Here is a 16,464-nt window from a genome sequence, read left to right as displayed (position 1 = left end):
TTTAAATTTTTAGTGTTTTTATTTGAAACAAAGTTTTGTTTTTGTAATATTACAGCTCATAAAGTTTAAGTAGGGGGCAGATCCGAAAGAGCTTTAAAATTTTAAAGGAGCAACGATGAAAAAGATCGTGTTTTTAATTCTTGGTCTTGCTGCATTCGCATTTGGCGCTGATGGCGAGATGATCAAATCATATTCAGTTATCGCTGGCGGTATCGGCCTTGGCCTTGCAGCTCTTGGCGGTGCTATAGGTATGGGAAACACAGCTGCTGCGACTATCAGCGGAACAGCTAGAAACCCAGGTGTTGGTAGCAAACTTATGACTACGATGTTTATCGCACTTGCGATGATCGAAGCACAAGTTATCTACGCACTTGTTATTACACTTATCGTTCTTTACGCAAACCCAATGCTTGGCTAAGCGTAAAGCTTAAAATTTAGCCCCTTTTTGGGGCTTTTGTTCTTTTTTTTGCGATCATGGTGGAATTGGTAGACACGCTATCTTGAGGGGGTAGTGCCGTTAGGTGTGCGAGTTCGAGTCTCGCTGATCGCACCATTTTATCTCTCTTTTTAAATACAAATTTTTAAACATCCAATTTTAATTTCTCACATCACAATAAGATATACATGTTTTTCACTAAAAAGCCAAGAAGACCAGAAAAGTAATTTGGTAAATTTAAATTTTTACAGGTGTTAAGAGAGTTATTTTAGAAATTTAATCTAAAATTTCATACCAAGTGTAGCTATCATCTCCAAAATTTCCATTAAATAGTGGTTTTAGATTTAGATCAAGGCTTAAATTTTTACCATCCTTAAAATTTGAGCTTTGATAGATAAGTAGCCATTTTACGTTTGCTAGTTTGCCATCTTTTGCAAGTTTTAAAAACTCACCAGCACCTTCAAACATAGTAAGCCCTTTTAAATTTAGCTCTTTTTGCACGCTCACTTTGCGATATGGCACACTAAAAAGCGGTATCGTTTCATCAAATTTATCACTTCTTGAGTAGATTATAACGTTTGGGTTTTTACCGCTGCCCACCAACCTGCTGTCAAGCTTTGGCCGGTCTGTTCGCACTGTATTGCCACCGATCACTAGCGTATCTATGACGCTTCTAAGTTTATGGACATGCTTGCGGCTAAGCTCATTTGTGATGATGCCACCACTTGCCACGCCATTTTTACTAAGAGCTATTTTTAAAAAACTAAATCCACCATTTTGATATGCCAAAAATGGCTCAAGTAGCTTGTCACAACGCCCTTTTAAAACGCCAAATTTAACCCTCATGCCAGCACTTTGCAGTAAATTTGCGCCACCACTTGCTACCTTATTTTCATCATGACTGCCTATTATTACCTCTCTAAAACCTAGCTCTTTTAGCAAATTTGCACAAGGTGGCGTTTTGCCATGATGCGAGCAAGGCTCAAGAGTGACGTAAGCTTTTGCATCTTTTAGTAAATTTGAGTGGTTATTTAGTATAAATTCGTAAGTAAATTTTGGCTCTAAAAGGCCAAATTCGCCCTCTTTTATATTAGAAGCAAATTTGGCGTTATACGCCTTTATGAAATCATCTTTAAATTTTTCACTTTTTTTGCAAAGCGCAAAGAGTATCGCTGTGGGTTCAGCGTGTAAATATCCAGCCTTTTCATGAGCCTTGCAAGATAAAATTTGACCATTTTCATCAAGAATAAGACATCCAACGGCTGGATTTGGATAGGTCAGGATCTGAAATTTCCAAGCCTCGCTTAAAGCAAGATCCATGTAAAATTCGTCATTCATCTTAGCAGACTATTTTTATTTTCCTATGTCTTTTATCTCATCAACAAGAGTTTTTGAGATCAAGTCGATATCGGTCGGCTCATCCTCCGCGTCCCATCTAAATGCAGCAATCTCCGCCAAAACAGCGATCTCTTTAAAATAGCTATATTTCGTTGTAGAGAGTGGTATAGCGTAAGAGACCAAAAGCCTATTAGCGTTATCATAAATTTTCACGCTATAGCGAAAGTGTGGCTTGTTTAACGCCTTACCACCCCAGTTAAACCATCTTTCATAGTCCATTTGTATTTTTATCTTGAAGCTATTTTCGTCCCCCAAAATGCCCTGCTCTTTTAGATGTTTGTTTATAAATTCCAGAAACTCATCACGAAGTTCACTTTCATTTTTGTAGTTAGTGTTGCGCTCGTATCTAGTCGGTTGATTTGTCAATGTTAGGTTAAAATCACTAACAATGTATTTAGACACGCCTTTTTGTATCGGCGTTGGCTCAACATTATATTTATATACTCCCCCACATCCAACAAAGAAAACACCTAAAACTATTAAAAAGAGTATTTTTACAAATTTCATATTTCTCCAAATTTACGACAAACCGTCGATCTTACCGTCTGCGTCTATCTTCATATTGACAGCAGCTGGTACTTTTGGAAGGCCTGGCATCAGCATGATCTTACCGCAAACCGCGACGATAAAGCCAGCTCCCGTTCTAATATCGAGGTCTTTTACGCTAAATGTAAAGCCCTTTGCTCTACCCAAAAGCTTCGCATCGTCGCTAAATGAGTACTGCGTTTTTGCGATACAAACTGGCAAATGGCTCAAATTTAGCTCTTTTATCATCTCGAGCTTTTTAAGGGCAGCCTCTTCAAAGACTACCTCACCAGATCCATAAATTTCCTTAGCAACTTTTTCTATTTTAGTTCTCGTATCGTCACTCATCTCGTAGGTGAAATTTATCTTGCTTGGTTTATCACACGCTTTTAAAACTAGCTCAGCAAGCTCAAGTGCACCTTTGCCACCTTTTAAGAAATTTTCACAAACCGCCACTTCTACGCCAAGCTCACGGCAGTATTCTTTTACAAAATTTATCTCTTCATTAGTGTCAAATCCAAATTTATTAAGCGCCACAACTACATTTTGTCCGAATTTGCCTTTTAAATTTTCGATGTGTCCGCCAAGGTTTTCGATACCTTTTTTGAGGGCATTCATATCTGGTTTTGTGATCTCATCTTTATTTGCTTCGCCGTTATATTTTAGCGATCTAATCGTACTTACGAGCACTACAGCACTTGGCTTAATGTCTGCTATCCTGCACTTTATATCTAAAAATTTCTCCGCACCAAGCTCAGAGCCAAAGCCAGCTTCAGTGATGACATAGTCTGCTAAATTTAGAGCTGTTTTTGTCGCGATAACAGAGTTGCAGCCGTGTGCGATGTTTGCAAATGGACCGCCATGCACGAGCGTAGGCGTATGCTCAAGTGTTTGAAATAAATTTGGCTTGATCGCATCTTTTAAAAGTATACAAACAGCGTCTTCGCAGCCTAGATCACGTACATAGATAGGCTTTTTGTCGCTATCATAGGCGACCATGATGTTTGCCACGCGCTCTTTTAGATCAGAGAGGCTCGTAGCTAGACAAAGCACAGCCATGATCTCGCTTGCAGCAGTGATGTTAAAGCCATCTTCTCTTGGCACGCCGTCTGTTCTGCCGCCCTGACCCACGGTAACAAATCTTAGTGCGCGGTCGTTCATATCCATACAGCGCTTCCATAAAATTTTCTCTATTTTGAGTGGGTTTTCTTGATAAAGACTATTGTCTATCATCGCCGAGATAAGATTATTTGCCGATGTTATAGCATGAAAATCGCCAGTAAAGTGCAAATTTAGATCTTCCATCGGCGCAAGCTGTGAGTAGCCGCCACCTGCTGCTCCACCCTTTATGCCAAAAACTGGTCCAAGAGATGGCTCGCGAAGTGCTAAACAAACCTTTTTATTAAGTGAATTTAATGCGTCAGCTAGACCAATCGACATAGTCGTTTTGCCTTCGCCGTATGGGGTTGGATTAGTCGCGGTGACTAAGATGAGCTTTGAGTTTGATGGCTCAAGTCTAGGGGAAATTTTAGCCTTAAATTTTCCGTAAAGCTCGAGCTCGTCTTCACTTAAGCCTAATCTTGCGGCAACTTTACTTATGTGTTCTAGCTTTGTTTGATGAGTTATCTCGATGTCGCTTAGCATTTTACCACTCCAAATATGTTTTTGCTTTTTTTATCTCACTGATGTTGATCTCAAAAATTCCCTCTTCATTTTCAACTGCAATGTTCTCTTCATTCGCTTTTACGAGTCTTCCTCTGAATTTATCAGCCTCGGTTTGAACTTTCACAAGCTCGCCAACACTCGCTTTAAAATGAGACGGCTTACTAAGTTTTCTTTCAAGACCAGGCGAGCTAACCTCTAGGTTGTAGTCTCCACTAACTGGTGGTGTCACGTCAAAAATAGGTGAAAGCAGACGGCTTACTTTTTCGCAATCATCTAGGCTAACTCCGCCATTTTTTGTAATGTAAACTCTAAAAATAGCCCTGCCATTTTCACTTGCGATCTCGCTGTCGTAAAGCTCAACGCCGCATTCGCGCACTAGTTTGTCTAAATTATCCATTTTTGTTTAAATCCTTTGAAATTTTATCAAACAACTTATCCATATGGTTTTGATACTCTAATCTATCGTCAAATTTAAAGTGAAAATTTGGGCATCTATACCAGCCCTCAGCTGCCATGCAGTGGTTTTGCAAATGTCTACAAACTCGCTTTAAATGCCCCAAAATATACTCTTGTTCACGCTCGTCAAATGCCATTTTGTCAAGATAAACAAAGGCATCGTATCTGCCCTTTTTACATTCGACATCAGTGACGCAAAGCCCCTTTAAAATGCTATCTTCAAGAGTAGCTAGAGCCTCTGGAATGAGCTCTTTTAACACACTCTCTGTTCTCATACGCTTTATTTCGTTAGCGTTCATAGAGTAGCTTTCTCCTTAACTTCTTTGAAGCTTTCGATGTAGTCATTTTCTCTGATGTCGTTGAAATTCTCGATACCAACGCCGCATTCATAGCCTTTAGCAACCTCTTTGACATCATCTTTGAAGCGTTTGAGCGAGCTAACCGAGCCCTCATAAACAACCACACCTTCTCTAATAAGGCGAATTTTTGCGCCTCTGTTTATCGTGCCTTCAGTGACGATACATCCAGCAATAGCACCAACTTTTGGTACATGGATCACTTGGCGAACCTGAGCTTGACCAAGCTGCTCTTCTCTGATGATCGGTGACATTAATCCACCTAAAATCGCCTTCACATCGTCAATTAAATTATAAATAACATTATAAGTCTTTATCTCGACACCGCTCTCTTTTGCTTTTTCTTTTATATCGCCAGTTGGTCTTATATTGAAACCAAGGATTACGCAGTCTTCGCTCGCACTAGCGAGTGCCACGTCGCTTTGTGTGATGCCGCCAACGCCTGAGTGGATGACATTTACTCTGATCTCATCATTTGCAAGTTTTTCTAGGCTTGCTTTTAGAGCTTCAAGTGAACCACCAACATCAGCTTTAATAATAACTGGAAGCGTCTTTAGCTCACCCTCAGCAATCTTGGCACTAAGCTCATCAATACTAACTTTTGTGCTCTTACTAAGCTCTTTTTGACGAATATACTCAGCTTTTTTCTGTGCGTATTCACGAGCCTCTTTATCAGTTTTTACGCCTATTAGTGTCTCGCCAGCCTCTGCTATCTCACTAAGGCCTACTATCACACCACATTCACCTGGTTTTATCTCTTTTAATGGCCTGCCCTGATCATCAAGCAAGCTTCTTATCTTGCCATACGCAACGCCTGCAACAACAGTGTCACCAACATTTAATGTACCGTTTTCAACGATAATGGTAGCTACTGGGCCACGACCCTTTTGAAGTGAGCTCTCAATAACAGTAGCTTTTGCGTTTGCTTTTGGATTTGCTTTTAGTTCCAAAAGCTCAGCTTGTAAAAGTACGATCTCTAGTAAATCATCTATACCTGTACCCATTTTTGCAGAGATTGGCACAAATTCATACTTTCCACCCCACTCTGTTGGCATGACATCAAGTTCGGCAAGACCTGTTTTTACTAGATCTGGATTTGCCGTTTCTTTGTCCATTTTGTTTATTGCGATGATTATTGGCACACCGGCAGCTTTTGCATGGCTAACTGCCTCTTTTGTTTGTGGTTTTACGCCGTCATCTGCCGCAACAACGATGATAACTATATCAGTTACACCAGCACCTCTTGCGCGCATAGCTGTGAACGCTTCGTGACCTGGGGTGTCGATAAATGTGATGTTTTTGCCATTTTTATTTACCATATAAGCACCCACGTGCTGAGTGATACCGCCAGCCTCACCAGCTGCTACGCGAGAATTTCTGATATAGTCAAGTAGCGAGGTTTTACCATGATCAACGTGACCCATGATGGTTATGACTGGTGCTCTTGGCTGGAGATTTTCATCATCTTTTATCTCTTCTTCGTAGGCTGCCACATAGTCAAATTCTTTTTGGTCATCAATTATATTAACCTCAACATTAAACTCATCGGCTAAAATTTCAATTGCATCTTCGTCCAAAAAGTCATTTTTTGTTGTCATCATACCAAGCATAAAAAGCTTGCCTATGACCTCGCTTGGCTGTTTGTTTAGCTTCTCAGCAAATTCATAAACACGAATTTCTTTTGGAATATTTACGGATGTCACAGCTTCGTTGTTTTGTTTATTTTCAGGCTTTTTATGTTTTTTCCTAGCTCTTCTTTGTATGCCGCCCTCACCAAATGAATTTATTGTGTTATTGACTGTAGTTCTCATAACATTTGGCTGTTTTGTCTTTTGTGCGGGTGCTGGTGCTGGGGTTTTAAAACTAAAATCAGGAAGAACAACCACATCTTCATCTTCAAGCACTATATCACCAAAGTCGCTTCCGCCAAGAAGATCCATTTTCTCGGCACTATCTTTTTTGCTTACGACTACTACTTTTTTCTCTTTTTTCTTTTTTCTTGCTAAATTTTCATCATTTGCAGAAAACATATTTTTAAAATCACTTATATTTGCCACCACTGGTTCTGTTTTTTTCTCTTCTTTTACAGCAACTGGGGCTTCGTAGTCCTTTTTCTTTTTAACTATTACAAGACCGCGCCTTTTTTGAGTTACATCAGCCAAGCTCTCTTTTGGTTTTGGTGCCTCGGCTGGCTTTTGTTCAACCTTCACAGGCTCTTCTTTTTTAGGCTCAGCCTTAGGTTTTTCCTCTGAAATTTCTACCTCTTTTTTAGGTTCAGCCTTTGGCTTCTCTGGCTTTTGCTCGACCTTAGTGGCTGCCTTTTTAGGCTCAGTCTTAGATTTATCTTCTTTTTTAGTTGACTCTTTTTCTTTTTCTTTTTTAGGCTCTTTTTTCGCCTTTGGCTCACTCTTTTTCTTTCTAAATTTATCTGGTATTACTCCAGTTTGAACGTATTCATATATAGCCTCAGCTTCTTCAAGGCTAACAGCATTTGCATGAGTTTTGACCTTTAGCCCTAGCTCTTGAGCTTTTTCTACTATTTCTTTGCTTGGGTATCCAAGCTCATTTGCGATCTCTGAAATCCTAACATTGCTCATTTAAGAGTATCTCCTTTAACTTCGGTGCGTCAAGTCCAAGAGCACCTTTAGTTTGTTTATCAATTATTTTTTTTAAAATTTTGTCGTCTTTTTGCAAACAGCCATTACATAGATAAAAACTGCGACCATTTCCCTTGCCAAATTCTAAATTCTTACTTACCAAGCGGTATCTTTTTAGCAAGTTTTGAGAAATTTTAACTCTGCAAGCGACGCATGTCCTTACTGGATTATTTTTATTCATTATATCTTTTTAAACTTGTTTCTAGCTTTGTGTAATTTCGTATCCATCGTTATCAAATGAAAAAATCTCAACTCTAAAATCGTTAAATTTGCTCTTTAAAACATCTTGTAAATTTTTAGCATCCTCTTTGTAAGTGATGTTTAAAAAACTTGATCCTGAACCAGAAAGTGTACTCATTAAAGCACCATTTTCATAAGCTACTTTTCTCACTTCAAAAAGCTCATTTAGTGCATGCATTCTACGCTCTTCATGCATCATATCCTCACTTGCGATCCTCAAAAGATCATACTTTTTTTCATAAAAACATGATGTTAAAAATGCAGCACGAGATAAGTTATTCACACATTCTTTCATGGTGTAGTTTTTTGGCAAAATTTGCCTTGATGAAGCCGTACTCATTGGTTTATTTGGGATAACAACGACTGCTTTTATCTCATCACTTAAATTTATTTTATTTGCGTAGACATTACCATTTTTTACGATCGCACTGATAAATCCGCCGTGAACTGCTGGCGAGATATTATCTGGATGAGTTTCATAAATGATCGCTTTATTTAAAACAACGCTTTTACTGGCCTTAAAACCAGCCATCTCATAAGCCGAAGCTATGGCGCCGACGATTACAGCTGAGCTACTGCCAAGCCCTCTTGAAAATGGGATATTGTTTTCAAAAACGACTCTAAAGTTTTCATTTTTGCCGGTTAGCTCGAGAAAAATTTCATTAAAAATACTTAGAAAAATATTATTTCTCTTTAAATTTACACTATCGCTTCCCTCGCCATTTATCGAGACCGAGCTAAATTTAGATGGTTCGATCTTTACGCTATTAAAAAGCTTCAAACTAAGTCCCAAAGCATCAAAACCAGGACCTAAATTTGCACTCGTAGCAGGGATTAAGATATTCAAAATTTCTCCTAAACAGCTTGGATAATATAATTTGGAAGTGTATCTGAATTTAGTTTTAATTCATCTAAATTTAAAGGCAACACAAATCTCACTGGCTCAACTTTTTCAAGTGAAATTTCGCCACTTTTTAAGACAAAACTTAAATTTTTATTTGCTCTGATCGCTTGGCCGCCATTTAGACTAAAGCCGCTAACTGCGTAAAACTCACAGCCCTTTGCCAAAGAAAAAGTTTTTAAGATGACGTAGGCCACCTTTAGCCCCATGAAGCTTCCAGGCGTATTTGCGTAGATGATCTTTGTGATATTAAATTTAGAGGATAGATTTTCAAGAATTTTTATCAGAGCTTCGCTGACATGCTCGTCAGTTACGATCTCATCAAATTTTACACCGTCTTTATAGACTCCGACCAAAAGCGGAGTCGATAAAGAGACTATTAAAATTTCAATATTTTCTATGCAAATACCTTTTGATACTCTTTTAGAAGTTCGCCATTTAGAGTTGCGATCTCGTAGTTTCTCTCATCTGCCATTAGAGCAAGGGTAAGTTTGTGGTTTAAATCGTGACTTCCAGCAAATGCCGTATAATCACCAAGCAAAAGTGCTCCAAGTAAGCTCAAATCACCTACTGCATCTAAAATTTTATGCCTTACAAACTCATTTTCAAATCTAAGACCTTCTGGATTTAAAATATGCGTGTCATCAATTGCCACAGCATTATCAAGCGAAGCTCCAAGAGCTAGATTCTGAGATTGAAGATACTGCAAATCTTTTAAAAAGCCAAAGGTTCTAGCGCGAGCAATATTTTTTACAAATGAACTTTTACCAAATTCAAAGACATATCTTTGCTCACCGATAACTGGGTGGTCAAATTTAATCGTATAGTCAAATTTTGGATTTCTTGAAGGAGAAGTTCTTACAAATTTTGAACCTTCCATTATCTCAACCTCTCGGCGAACAAGTATAACTTTTTTACCAGCATCAAGATATCTTATTCCAGCCTCGTCAAGCAGCATACAAAAGCTTATCGCACTACCGTCCATTACTGGAATTTCATTTGCATCAACAGAGATTCTAATATTATCAATGCCATATCCATTTATGGCTGCCATTAGATGTTCAATAGTGCTAATAAAACCTTTTTCATTACCAACAACGGTTGCCATCTGCGTATTTATCACATTTTTAGGCTCAGCCTTAAAACTAATACCAAGATCTTCACGGTGTAAAATAATGCCAGAATTTGCGTCAAGAGGTTCTAGTATAAGTCTTATCGGCTCACCCTTATGCAGTCCTATACCAACTGTTTCAACGCGTCTTGCGATAGTAGTTTGTTTCAAAAATTTTCCTTATTTTTTAATCCGCTTATAATAGCACTAAAAAATCAATTTTGCAAATTTTTAGTTCTTATCTATCATTGCCTTTGCGGCATCTAAGACACTAGTCACGTTATCTTTTATCCACTTTTTATCCATCCATTGCTGAGGTCTCACCTCTTCGCCTTGGACTAAAATTCCAAAGTGCAAGTGATCTCCAAGCGCAAGGCCGCTAGTTCCAGTAGTGCCTATCTGATCGCCAGCAGCGACCATATCGCCCTCTTTTACCCTAGAGCTTGAGCAGTGTCCATAAAGTGAATAAAGTCCAAATCCATGATCAATCACGATATTTAATCCATAAATTCCATTTTCTGATGCAAGCACAACACGACCAGCATTGGTAGCTATTATTGGAGCTGCCGCCACGCTTGCAAAGTCTATTCCCATGTGCCAAGACTCACTTACTTGCTCATTATTATATGTATAGTAGCGGTGATCGGCAAAATCAGCTACTTTTTTACCATTTCTTAGTGGATAAAATGGGGTCACACTAAAGCCAGTTAGCATCTCATCACCAGGATTTGAAGTCAGAGACATAATCTTTTCTTCATTAGAATTTCTAAGCGTTTCATTGACAAATCTCATCTTTTCAAGTCTTGAAAGTGAGCTTGGATCTTTTGCATATTGATCTGTTAGATCAACTATCTTTCCATCTAAAAATTTATCGTTTAATGCAATTGTTGAAGTTTTATATTTTACATTTTCATAAAAATATCTCACGTGAGACTTGCTCTCATTTCCTGCAAAGTCTCTAGCAATGACTTCTGCGCTAAAATTTTCAACCTGAACTGGCCAAGCAACAAGTGCTGCATAAAAGCCCTCTTTGTAAAATGGTACTGCCTTAAATTTCTTACCAAAATTTGTCTGAACATAGACCTCTTTTAGTTGATTGTCAGTCGCTCTAAATACCACAACCGCACTACCGCCTTTTGAAATAGAATAAGACTGTGAAAGCACGTAAAGATCAGGCTTTGATGTATCAAGTACTACTTCGACTTTTTTACTAGCTTTATTACCGGTAAAAAAGCTCCATTTGCTCGTATCAACCGCTTCAATATTCATCTCATAAGTAACTTTTTGAGCAAAGAAGCTAGTTTTTGGAAAAGTCAAATTTACATCAAGTTCGGTGCTAGGATTTTGTATGATTTGATTTAATAAATTTAGATCATTTTTACCATCATTTATGCTAATGCGTACAAATTTTATGCCACTATCGTCTTTAAATTTGATATTCATAGGAGAGCGGAGATTCCAGTAAACTTTATCAGCAATGCCAATTATCGGCTCATTTCGCTCAAAATCCTTGGACATCAAAGCATATCCAAAACCACCAGCAATGATCAAAATCAGCAAAATCACAACAACACCAAAACCACCAATTCCACGTCTATTCATACATTATTACCTTAAATTTTATTTACGAAATTCTACATATAAATCAATAAATTTTTAGTTAACTATAAAATTTCTCTAACTGTTCTAGCTTCATTCATCCAATCAAAAAGCTCATCCCAGCGTTCATCCTTGATGAGGTCTTTACACAAATTTAACTCTTTTTCAAATATGCCTATAGCTTCAATGACATTGTCTTTGTTTTGTTTAAAAATATCACTCCACATAAAAGGTGAGCTCTTTGCAACACGTATCATGCCCTTAAATGTAGGCCCGCCAAGAGCTACAATATGCCTTTTGTCTTCCTCTTTTAAAATCCCACTAGCAAGCGAAAACGCAATAGCATGCGGCAGATGAGAGATAAGACCCACGTGATGATCATGCTCCTTTGCACTCATAAAAATAATCCTCATTCCAAGATGAGAAAATAGCTCAACACTTCTTTTGACATGCTTTTCTGAACTTTCGGCAAAGTCGCAAACTATTACCGTAGCTCCGGTATAAAGTGACTTAAAGGCAGCTTCAGGTCCAGAGTACTCGGTACCTGCCATCGGGTGAGCTGGGATAAAATTTTTACGAATTTTTTCTGGCACTGCCTCAATAATCTTTTGCTTGGTTGAGCCAAAATCAATAATGGTCGTATTTTCGCTAATATCTGTTAAATTTTGTACTATTGATACGATAGCCTCTACTGGTACGGCCAAAAAAATGATGTCACACTTCTTTTTCATCTCGTCAATGCTTAAAATTTCATGCACCAAACCAAGCTCTAATGCTTTCTTGCTATTATTTTCATCCTTATCATATCCACTAACGCAAGAGATTAGTTTTTCATCTTTTAATGCAAGTCCGAGCGAACCACCCATAAGACCGAGTCCAATGATACCTATTTTCATAAAAAACCTTCAAGATTATAAAATTTAAATTATTTAAAAATAAAATATGATATTATACGCATTTATACTAAAACTCTAGGTTAAATTTAATGAAAAAGAAGTTATTTTTATTAGCATTAGCTTTCAGTGGCCTAAGCGCACAAACAATCCAGTCAATAAATTTCAAAGGTCTAATTCACCTTTCACCTGAGGTAGCAAGCCAGATAATGGGGCTAAAAGTCGGTCAAGACCTAACTCCAAAAGCTAGCGATAAGGCGATTACAAATTTATACAAACAAAACTATTTTGACGATATCTATATAGAAGATACAGGCAATGGTAATCTTTTAGTAGTTGTAAAAGAAAAACCAAGTGTTGCTAGAGTCGATCTAAAAGGCGTTGTAACAAACGACAAAACCGCCATAGAATCACTGATTAATATCAAACCGGGCAATATGTATGACGAACTTACAATTGAAAAAACAAAAGAGAGAATTCGTCAGTATTATGAGTCAAAGGGTTATTTTGATACCGTTGTTGATGTAGAAAAACAACCAGTTGCAGACAACGACAGCTCACTTTTTATAACACTCAACATAAATCGTGGCGAAAATATGATAATCAAAAATGTGAATTTAGTCGGAGCGAAAGAATTTGACTATGATGATATCGAGCCAGTGGTTGCAAATAAAAGTAGAGAATTTATGGGCTGGTTCTGGGGTAGAAACGATGGAAAAGTTAAACTTTTTGAGCTTGAAAACGACCCAGCAAGAATCCAAGATAAATATTTCCAAAAAGGCTATCTAGATGCGACTGTTTCATCGCCTTATCTAAATTCATCATTTGACAACTACACAGCCGATCTTACTTATTATATTCATGAGGGTGAACCTTACAAGGTTTCAAATGTAAGTATTACAGCACCTGAAGAGCTAGAGCTTGATACTAAAAAGATTATAGATGACTTTAGACTTGAAGCTGGCGACACGATGAACTCAGCAAGACTCCGCCAAGACATGAAAAAGCTTGATGATATGGTAGCCGATAAAGGTTATGCATTTGTAAAAGTCTATCCGAAGACTGACAAATTTGACGAAAACAAAACTGTTGATATTGACTATGAAGTCGATCCTGGAGAAAAAGTATATATAAGAAATGTCCAAATTTCAGGAAATGATAGAACTGTTGACCGTGTCGTTAGACGTGAACTATATCTAACCGAAGGAAATTTATATAGCAGAACCGATCTTCAAGACTCAAAAGATGCACTAAAAAGAACAAGCTATTTTGATGATGTTGAAATAGAAGAAGATCCAGTTGATAAAAACACAGTCGATCTAAAAGTACAAGTAAAAGAAGCCTCAACTGGCTCGATAAGCGGCGGCATCGGATATGGTAGCAGTGATGGCTTGCTCTTAAATGCGGCACTTTCTGACACAAATATCTTTGGTTCTGGACTTCAAGGACAAATAAGCGTTGATAAAAGCGACAATGAGCTTTCTGGCCAAATAAGCCTTACAAACCCAAGAATTTTTGACTCAGAGTATAGTCTTGGCGGAGTACTTTATGCAAATGACTACGACTGGACAACATACGAGGAACGTAGCTACGGCTTTAGTACAACTCTTGGTAGAAAACTTACTAGAAATTTAAGCGCTTCACTTACTTATAACATCGAACAAAGCAAAATTAAATTAAAAGACAATGAACTACGAGATATAAATCAGAAAACTGGTAAAGAAATTTACAGACAAGGCAAAGCTATAAAAAGTGCTGTAACACCAGCCCTAACTTATAATAGCACTGATGACTACTACCTACCAAGACGTGGTATCATAGCTAGCACATCATTTGAGATAGCTGGACTTGGCGGTGATATGGACTTTGTTAAAAATCGCACAAATTTCAACTACTATCTAGGCCTTAGAGAGTACATCGACTACGATCTCATCTTAAGATACAAAGCAAGCTTTGGCAAAATTTGGGAAAGAGGCTACACCCCAATCAATGAAAGGCTTTATCTTGGTGGTATAAGAAGCTTGCGCGGATATGAGAGCAGAACCGTATCTCCAAAAGTAAGATACAATGGCGATTATTACGAATACGGTGGCGAAACTTCATTTAATAACTCGGCTGAAATAAGCTTCCCTATAATAGAGCGCGTCAAAATGCGTGGAGTCTTATTTTATGACTACGGCATGATAGGCGAAAATAGCTTAAATGAGATCAAAAGATCATCAGTTGGTACAGGTATCGAGTGGATAACTCCGATCGGACCACTTCAACTAATATTTGCAAAAGCTCTTAAACCTAAAGAAGGTGATGACACAAATACTTTTGAATTTACTATCGGAAGACGCTTCTAAAATATTAATATAAGGGGCTAGGCAGCCCCTTTTTGTCCCTACATATACACAACTTTAAATCATATAAGAAAAAGCAAGGTAAACATTAGATATAATCCCACAATTTTTAATATAAGTGGGTAAAAATATGAATTTCTCAGATATTTTTTCAAAAATAAGAAAAACCCAACCTCGTCCCGAAGAGGCACCTACACACTGGGTAAAATGTGACAACTGTCACTCGCTGATGTATTACAAAGAAGTTGAAGCTTGCTTTAATGTATGCCCAAAATGTGGCTATCATATGAGGTTAAAAGCTGATGACCGCATAAATTTGATTTGCGACGAAGGTAGCTTTATTGAATTTGATGCAAATTTAAAGCCAGTTGATCCATTAAATTTTGTCGATAAAAAATCATACAAAAAAAGAATTACAGAAAATAAAGAAAAAACTGGACGCACAAGCTCAGTCATTTGTGGAGAGGGCAAATGCGAAGGCCAAGAAATTCAGCTAGTTGTTTTTGACTTTAGCTTTATGGGTGGCTCACTAGCATCAGTTGAGGGAGAAAAGATAGTAAGGGCAATCAAACGTGCAATTACTAAGCGTCAAGCTTTAGTTGTGGTGAGTGCTTCAGGTGGCGCTAGAATGCAAGAGAGCACGTTTTCTTTGATGCAGATGTCAAAGACTTCAGCGGCTTTAAAACTACTTGATGAGGCGAAACTACCATATATTTCTGTGCTTACAGACCCAACAATGGGTGGCGTCAGTGCCTCTTTTGCTTGGCTTGGAGATCTGATCATTGCTGAACCTGGTGCATTAATAGGCTTTGCTGGACAAAGGGTCATCAAGCAAACCATAGGTGCTGATTTGCCAGAAGGATTTCAAAGAGCTGAGTTTTTGCTAGAACATGGACTCATCGATGATATAGTACCAAGAAGTGAGCATAAAAAATATATCAGTGATATGGTTAAATTTCTTACAAACAATAAAGCTACATGTCAAAAAGAAATGACAACAAGCCAGAGCGAAAATAGTTTTGAATTAAAGCTAAAAACTAAAGGTTAAGCTTGGAAATTTCGGTCTTTAGTATTCAAAAATCAACGCGCGATAATTTTGAAAACGAGATACAAGAATATATAAAAATGAGTACGAAATTTGCCAAAATAAATGACAAAATTATATTTAATGAAAAAATAGCAAAGGCTCAAAGTACTGGTAGAAAAGAGGCACTAAGAGCTTATGATGAAATTTATGAGCCGAGCTTAAAAGGTTTTTGCGTAATGCTTGATGAAAATGGATCACAGCTTGATAGCCAGGAATTTGCTCAGATTTTAAAATCAAATTCACAAATTAATTTTTTCATAGGTGGAGCTTATGGACTTAGCCAAAATTTAAAAAGCAAGGCACAAAAAGTCATAAGCTTGAGTAAAATGACAATGGCACATAAAGTTGCTAAACTCGTACTCTTTGAACAAATTTTTAGAGCACTTTGCATAAACGCAAATCATCCATACCACAAATAAAGGAATTATAAAAATGACTCAAAACGAACTAAATTTTTTTAAAAAATTACTTGAAGAGAGAAAACTACAAATCAAAAAAAATATTTATGATTCATCAGTTGAGGTAAGTGGCTTAAGAGATAGTGGCGTAAGCGATGAGTTTGATATAGCTTCCGTAAATACTGATCAGTTAATCGAGCAGACTATCTCCACACAACAAAGAGCAGAACTCTCAGAGATCGATGAGGCACTAGAGAAGATAGCAAATAAGACTTACGGAATTTGTGATATGTGCGAAGAAGAGATCAGTATGCCTAGACTAAAAGTAAAACCACATGCAAGATACTGTATATCATGTCGCGAAATAATAGAAAAAACAGCAAAAAACTAAGGAGAA

At 37.6% G+C, this 16,464-nt stretch carries 17 protein-coding genes and 1 tRNA gene; 6 read left to right on the top strand and 12 right to left on the bottom strand.

The annotated features are described in order from the left end of the window. Positions 1-115 precede the first annotated feature (115 nt). On the top strand, positions 116-418 hold the full coding sequence (locus ACTTKV_RS00825) for a F0F1 ATP synthase subunit C (RefSeq protein WP_087579689.1): 303 nt from the start codon (positions 116-118) through the stop codon (positions 416-418). Positions 419-468: 50 nt separating this feature from the next. Further along, positions 469-553: transfer RNA gene (locus ACTTKV_RS00820), tRNA-Leu, on the top strand. Positions 554-712: 159 nt separating this feature from the next. Here ACTTKV_RS00820 and ribD read toward each other — a convergent pair. The 12 genes from ribD to ACTTKV_RS00760 form a co-directional block, all read right to left on the bottom strand. Next, positions 713-1,774, bottom strand: a complete 1,062-nt coding sequence (gene ribD, locus ACTTKV_RS00815) for a bifunctional diaminohydroxyphosphoribosylaminopyrimidine deaminase/5-amino-6-(5-phosphoribosylamino)uracil reductase RibD (RefSeq protein ID WP_442548788.1) — start codon at positions 1,772-1,774, stop codon at positions 713-715. A gap of 15 nt (positions 1,775-1,789) precedes the next feature. After that, positions 1,790-2,341: a hypothetical protein gene (locus ACTTKV_RS00810; protein ID WP_442548787.1), complete on the bottom strand. Its 552-nt coding sequence runs from the start codon at positions 2,339-2,341 to the stop codon at positions 1,790-1,792. 12 nt (positions 2,342-2,353) lie between these two features. Then, entirely contained in the window at positions 2,354-4,003 is a 1,650-nt protein-coding gene (locus ACTTKV_RS00805; protein WP_442548786.1) for a formate--tetrahydrofolate ligase, read from the bottom strand. 1 nt (position 4,004) lies between these two features. Then, positions 4,005-4,421 carry a ribosome maturation factor RimP gene (gene rimP / locus ACTTKV_RS00800; RefSeq protein ID WP_442548785.1) on the bottom strand — a complete coding sequence of 139 codons (417 nt, stop codon included), beginning with the start codon at positions 4,419-4,421 and terminating at the stop codon, positions 4,005-4,007. Continuing rightward, the gene (rbfA, locus tag ACTTKV_RS00795; RefSeq protein ID WP_021090755.1) at positions 4,414-4,779 is read right to left on the bottom strand and encodes a 30S ribosome-binding factor RbfA; all 366 of its coding nucleotides are present in this window, start codon (positions 4,777-4,779) and stop codon (positions 4,414-4,416) included. The genes rimP and rbfA overlap by 8 nt, the downstream gene beginning before the upstream one ends. After that, the gene (infB, locus tag ACTTKV_RS00790; protein WP_442548784.1) at positions 4,776-7,433 is read right to left on the bottom strand and encodes a translation initiation factor IF-2; all 2,658 of its coding nucleotides are present in this window, start codon (positions 7,431-7,433) and stop codon (positions 4,776-4,778) included. Before infB ends, rbfA begins: the two co-directional genes overlap by 4 nt. Then, the gene (locus ACTTKV_RS00785; protein WP_442548783.1) at positions 7,420-7,674 is read right to left on the bottom strand and encodes a hypothetical protein; all 255 of its coding nucleotides are present in this window, start codon (positions 7,672-7,674) and stop codon (positions 7,420-7,422) included. The genes infB and ACTTKV_RS00785 overlap by 14 nt, the downstream gene beginning before the upstream one ends. 21 nt (positions 7,675-7,695) lie before the next feature. Then, positions 7,696-8,580, bottom strand: a complete 885-nt coding sequence (thrB, locus tag ACTTKV_RS00780) for a homoserine kinase (RefSeq protein ID WP_442548782.1) — start codon at positions 8,578-8,580, stop codon at positions 7,696-7,698. Positions 8,581-8,588: 8 nt separating this feature from the next. Next, positions 8,589-8,990: a glycoprotease gene (locus ACTTKV_RS00775; RefSeq protein ID WP_442548781.1), complete on the bottom strand. Its 402-nt coding sequence runs from the start codon at positions 8,988-8,990 to the stop codon at positions 8,589-8,591. A gap of 41 nt (positions 8,991-9,031) precedes the next feature. Continuing rightward, positions 9,032-9,916 (bottom strand): UDP-3-O-acyl-N-acetylglucosamine deacetylase, encoded by an 885-nt coding sequence (gene lpxC / locus ACTTKV_RS00770; protein ID WP_442548780.1) that lies wholly within the window; start codon positions 9,914-9,916, stop codon positions 9,032-9,034. A 60-nt stretch (positions 9,917-9,976) separates the two neighbouring features. Beyond that, complete coding sequence (locus tag ACTTKV_RS00765; RefSeq protein ID WP_442548779.1) at positions 9,977-11,347, bottom strand: M23 family metallopeptidase; 1,371 nt, start codon at positions 11,345-11,347, stop codon at positions 9,977-9,979. Between the two features lie 62 nt (positions 11,348-11,409). After that, positions 11,410-12,240, bottom strand: coding sequence for a prephenate dehydrogenase (locus ACTTKV_RS00760; RefSeq protein WP_442548778.1), 831 nt, complete (start codon positions 12,238-12,240; stop codon positions 11,410-11,412). Positions 12,241-12,329: 89 nt separating this feature from the next. Between ACTTKV_RS00760 and bamA the strand changes: the two genes are divergently transcribed. The 4 genes from bamA to dksA all read left to right on the top strand — a co-directional run bounded on the left by bamA (position 12,330) and on the right by dksA (position 16,458). Then, complete coding sequence (gene bamA, locus ACTTKV_RS00755) at positions 12,330-14,585, top strand: outer membrane protein assembly factor BamA (protein WP_442548777.1); 2,256 nt, start codon at positions 12,330-12,332, stop codon at positions 14,583-14,585. Positions 14,586-14,712: 127 nt separating this feature from the next. Next, entirely contained in the window at positions 14,713-15,630 is a 918-nt protein-coding gene (gene accD, locus ACTTKV_RS00750) for an acetyl-CoA carboxylase, carboxyltransferase subunit beta (protein WP_442548776.1), read from the top strand. Between the two features lie 2 nt (positions 15,631-15,632). Then, a complete protein-coding gene (locus tag ACTTKV_RS00745; RefSeq protein ID WP_442548775.1) occupies positions 15,633-16,088 on the top strand; it encodes a 23S rRNA (pseudouridine(1915)-N(3))-methyltransferase RlmH in 456 nt (151 codons plus the stop codon). 13 nt (positions 16,089-16,101) lie between these two features. Next, positions 16,102-16,458: an RNA polymerase-binding protein DksA gene (gene dksA / locus ACTTKV_RS00740; RefSeq protein ID WP_442548774.1), complete on the top strand. Its 357-nt coding sequence runs from the start codon at positions 16,102-16,104 to the stop codon at positions 16,456-16,458. The last annotated feature ends 6 nt before the right edge of the window (positions 16,459-16,464 follow it).

This window comes from Campylobacter sp. (assembly GCF_052169515.1).
Taxonomy (GTDB): domain Bacteria; phylum Campylobacterota; class Campylobacteria; order Campylobacterales; family Campylobacteraceae; genus Campylobacter_A.
Note: the sequence above shows the minus strand (reverse complement) of the source record. Positions and strands in the feature narration are given on the sequence as shown.